Origin of the sequence: Synechococcus sp. H60.3 (genome assembly GCF_047462295.1) — a bacterium.
Lineage (GTDB): Bacteria > Cyanobacteriota > Cyanobacteriia > Thermostichales > Thermostichaceae > Thermostichus.
The window spans coordinates 26,209-30,787 of sequence record NZ_JANSIY010000017.1 but is presented as its reverse complement, the minus strand read 5'-3'; the positions used below and the strand labels follow the sequence as shown (position 1 = coordinate 30,787).

Genomic DNA, 4,579 nt, shown 5'->3' with positions numbered 1-4,579 from the left:
CCAGGCCGGTTTACAGCGACCCCCAAAAGGGCAATCATGTTGGCACCGTTCAAATCTGCATCCCCTTCCCAGCCACAAGCCGGGTTGACACAGCGAAAACGCTTCCCTTCCCGCTGCCCAAGCCAGAAGCACTGGTGGCAGGTCTGCGAGCTGTAGGCAGGCGGCACCACCACAACCTGGATCCCTGCTCTGGCGGCCTTGTAGTGCACAAACTGCCGTAACGGGTAGAACGCCCAACTATTGGCCTGCCGCCGCTCGACTTTACTACGCGACTGTTGATTGGTACGTTCTCTAATTCAATTCCAGTCAAGTCCTCCAAGGCAATAAAACGGTGGGTGGCCAGTGCCCTAGCAACAATCGCTAAGGACTCCGTCCCGCTGACGCGAGTGGCGATGCGGTGATTGACCCAGGTTTGAAAGCGGCTCTCCCGACCAGACAGCCGTTGCAGCAGTTGCCGACACCTGCGCCGAGAACTGCGTGTGCCCTTGCTGGCCTTGCGTTGCAGAGCCGCTCTCAACCGGGAGTAGTGGTCTCTGACCCGGTTCAGCTGCTGTCCATTCCAGTGGTCTCCCTCAGAGGTGTGGGCAATATCTCTCCTACCCAAGTCCACGCCAATCGCCTTGACGGCGCTCTCCGGTTCCGGTACCTCAGATTCCACGCAAATCTGGGTGAAGTAGGAACCGTCTTGGCGTTTGACCAACGTGGCCGCTTTGGGATGAGAACCCGCCAGCATCCCGCGCTGGTAGGAGCCAACATCCAGCTCAAAGCGTTCGCATCCCTCAACGGTGGTCAGCGACACCGTCCAGTCCTTCTCCCGGAAAGAGAAGATGCGGGCATCGTAGGTAACAAAGCCGCCCTTGAACGCTTTGACCGGACGATTCTTTTGCTGGGCAACCTTGCGACCAGCGGCCAACCTTCTGCACACCTGTTGTGTCACTCGCGCTAGCGGGACGGAGTCCTTATTGCTGGAGAGCCCAAAGCGGGTACGAATTTCGCGGTAGCAGAGCGATTGAAGCTTGACTGGGTTGACCACCTTCTCTGGTGTGTTTTGGTTGACCCAGTTTAATGCTTGCGCAAAAGCGTCTAGCGTCGCATCCAGCTTGGCGGCTTGCGACACAGACACCTTGAGCTTGCAGGAGATAGTCAGGACTTGGGCCATGTCACAATTATCCGTCGTCCGCATTCCTCCCGGCCTTGACCGGCCCCCCTCCCCCCGTATACGGGGGTACAGGGCGGGGCTCCTGCGGTTTCTAGCTGAAATCGGCTCGGTAGCCCCGGCAACTCTAGTTGCCCACACTACCTCCAGCCTGGGATTGGCATGGCCGTCTAAGGCCTCTGGCCTGCCGACACGAGTGGTTGGAATCCCTGAAGAATTAAGCAAACCTAGGTGGCAAGGCTAAAGCAGCTTATGCCAATGCCTACGGCAAGGCCCAAGCAATACCCAGAGCAGCCATGCCGACGGTTGGGTATGAGGTTTCTCGAGACTGAGGAAGCTTATACTCCTGTTCGCACTGGAGGTCTGGAGACCTTGGCCAGCTTTCTGGATAGCGATTTTCTGCCCAGAGGCAGTAAAAAACCTGAAGGGTAGAAGTTGATAGGAAAGCAGGTGAAGTGTGGACTGTTGAGAACCTTAGATGGTTGGCTAATCACTGCCGACGCCAATGCGGCAATCAACACGAAGTAACGGCAACTTTTGGACTTTGTCTGTGGGGAGTTAGCAGAGGCGCTTTGACAAGGCCTTTAGGAGTTTGCTTCTGGGCTGCTTGAAAATCCTTGCCACTTAAGTGCGGGGAGTGTCAAAACGGGTTATCGTATCAAGGGGATCCCCGTGTGGGGAAACAATCTGGGCTGCTCTCCCTTGGTAAAGATTGCCATGCATTCGAGCGAGTCTTTTCGACGCACCAAAATTGTCGCCACCATCGGCCCTGCCAGCTCCAACCCCGCCATCCTAAGGGAAATGATCCTGCAAGGGGCAACCACCCTTCGCCTCAACTTCTCCCATGGGGATCACGATCTGCACCGCCGCAACATCCGCCTCATCCGCCAAACCGCTATGGACCTGGGCATCCAGGTCGCCATTTTGCAAGACCTGCAGGGGCCCAAAATTCGCCTGGGCAAGTTTGCCGAAGGCTCGATTACCCTCAGGAGCGGGGATCCCTTCGTGTTGACCAGCAAGCCCATTTTGGGATCCCAGGAGCGCAGTTGGGTCACCTACGACAAGCTGGCCCAAGAGGTGCCGGAAGGGGCGACGATCCTCCTCGATGACGGTCGGGTGGAGATGCGGGTGGAGGCAGTGGATCCCGAGGCGGGGGAGCTCTTCTGCCGCACCATTGTCGGCGGCACCCTCTCCGACAACAAGGGAGTGAACTTCCCCGGCGTGCGCCTCAGCATTCGCGCCGTTACCGAAAAAGATAAGGCAGACCTTTACTTCGGCCTTAACCAAGGGGTGGACTGGGTGGCCCTTAGCTTTGTGCGGGATCCCTCTGATGTGCTGGAGCTGCGGGAACTGATGGCCGCTGTCGGCAAGCGGGTTCCTATCATCGTCAAGATTGAAAAACACGAGGCCATCCAACAACTGCCCCAGATCCTGGCCCTCAGCGACGGGGTAATGGTGGCGCGGGGAGATCTGGGTGTAGAGCTGCCGGCGGAAGAGGTGCCGATTTTGCAGAAGCGGATGATCGCCATGGCCAACTGCTTAGGGATCCCGGTGATCACTGCTACCCAAATGCTGGACAGCATGGTTCACAGCCCTCGTCCCACTCGGGCTGAGATCTCGGATGTGGCCAATGCTATTTTGGACGGCACCGATGCCGTCATGCTCTCCAACGAGACGGCGGTAGGCAAATATCCCGTCGAGGCGGTGGCGACCATGGCCCGCATTGCCGTGCGCATCGAACGGGATTACTTCAGCCCAATCTATGTCGATCGCCGCCAACACCTGCGCGCCCTCACCCTGCAGGAGCTGAGCCAAAACAACAACAGCTCTGGTAGCAATGGTTCGTCCCGGCCCAAAACCCTGATCGCCGACTCAATTAGCCGCGCCGTAGGGGAGATTGCCCAGGAGTTGGATGCGGTGGCGGTGATGACCCTGACTAAAACTGGGGCTACGGCTCGCAATGTCTCCAGGTTTCGCCCTCGCACCCCGATCTTGGCGGTAACTCCTCATGTAGAGGTGGCGCGGCAACTGCAGTTGGTGTGGGGGGTACGGCCCCTGTTGGTCATGGATTTGCCTACCACCCGCCAGACCTTTCAGGCCGCCATCAACGTGGCTCAGGAAGAAGGTTTGCTCAAGGATGGCGACTTGGTGGTGCTCAGCGCCGGCACTTTGCCAGGCGTATCCGGCTCCACTGATCTGATTAAGGTAGAGGTAGTAAAGGCAGTGGTGGCCAAAGGCAGAGGGTTTGGCAAAGGCACTGTCAGCGGCCCGGCCCGCATCCTCAGATCTAGCCTCGACGCCAGCAAAATCACCGCTGGCGACATCCTGGTTGCTCGCGCTACCGATGCCAACTATGTGGAGGCGATCAAACAGGCGGCTGGGGTGATCACCGAAGAAGATGGGGCCTCCTCCCATGCGGCGGTGATCGGTCTGCGGTTGGGGGTGCCGGTGCTGGTGGGAGTTAAGGATGCTACGCGCCTCATCCGCGACGGGGCCATCGTTACCTTGGACACCGAGAGGGGTATTGTCACTTCAGGAGCTGATGGGTTGGGCTTTTAACGGGTTTGGCGGTCATTGCAGACAAGGGTGAGACTGTCTCCTAGGCTCTCTCCCTGGGAAGGGGGAGGCAGGGATCTGCGCCGACAAGGACTCCTCAAAGCCCATCAAGAAAATTGCGGATAACCTTCGCTAATAGTAAATAAGCCTTGACAACCAGGTTGCCGGACGGGATCTCAAGTTAAAGTTAGCTCTGCTAGGGGGGTTTGTGACCATGAGACAAGACTACACCCACATTGCTGTCATCCTGGATCGCACGGGTTCAATGGAGGCGATCCGCGACGATACGATTGGCGGGTTTAACGCCTTTCTCCAGCAGCAGAAGGCAGAGCCTGGGTTTGCCACCCTCACCTTGGTTCAGTTTGACTCGCAGGATCCCTACGAAGTTATCCACCATTTCAAGCCCATCGCCGAAGTTCCCGAGCTAACCCGCGAGACCTATGTGCCCCGGGCCTCTACTCCCTTGCTGGATGCCATAGGTCGCGGCATCAACGATCTGGAAAGCAGCCTCAGCAAACTCGGCGAAGCAGATCGCCCTGCCAGGGTGCTTATGGTGGTGGTAACCGATGGCCAAGAGAACGCCAGTCGCGAGTTCCGCAAAGAGCAAATTGAGAAGATGATCAAAGAAAAAACGGAGAAAGACGGCTGGCAGTTTGTTTTCTTAAGCGCCGATCTGGCTGCCATCCACGATGCTCATGCTGTCGGCGTCGATCCCAGCGCGTCTCTGCTTTACGAGAAGTCCGGCCTGGGCAGCAAAGGAGCGTGGCGCTCCCTTGCGCTGCGCATCTCCGACTACCGCTCAGCTCGTCTTCAGAGGTTGATGTTCTTTGAGGAAGATCGTCAGCATCCTGACGATCCGAACAAGAA

The 4,579-nt window shown here is 57.8% G+C and carries 2 protein-coding genes and 1 pseudogene; 2 read left to right on the top strand and 1 reads right to left on the bottom strand.

Going from position 1 to position 4,579, the window contains the following annotated elements; all coding sequences use genetic code 11:
- Positions 1-1,159, bottom strand: a pseudogene (locus NW841_RS03395) (RNA-guided endonuclease InsQ/TnpB family protein); the annotation flags it as partial.
- A gap of 714 nt (positions 1,160-1,873) precedes the next feature.
- Here NW841_RS03395 and pyk point away from each other — a divergent pair.
- Together pyk and NW841_RS03385 are read left to right on the top strand one after the other, a co-directional pair.
- The gene (pyk, locus tag NW841_RS03390) at positions 1,874-3,715 is read left to right on the top strand and encodes a pyruvate kinase (RefSeq protein ID WP_414364012.1); all 1,842 of its coding nucleotides are present in this window, start codon (positions 1,874-1,876) and stop codon (positions 3,713-3,715) included.
- A gap of 211 nt (positions 3,716-3,926) precedes the next feature.
- On the top strand, positions 3,927-4,579 hold a 653-nt coding region (locus NW841_RS03385; protein WP_414385359.1), incomplete at its 3' end, for a hypothetical protein.

What these genes read in the sequence shown, in the direction of transcription:
- pyk (WP_414364012.1), top strand. Translation starts at nt 1,874, where the DNA reads ATGCATTCGAGCGAGTCTTTTCGACGCACCAAAATTGTCGCCACCATC.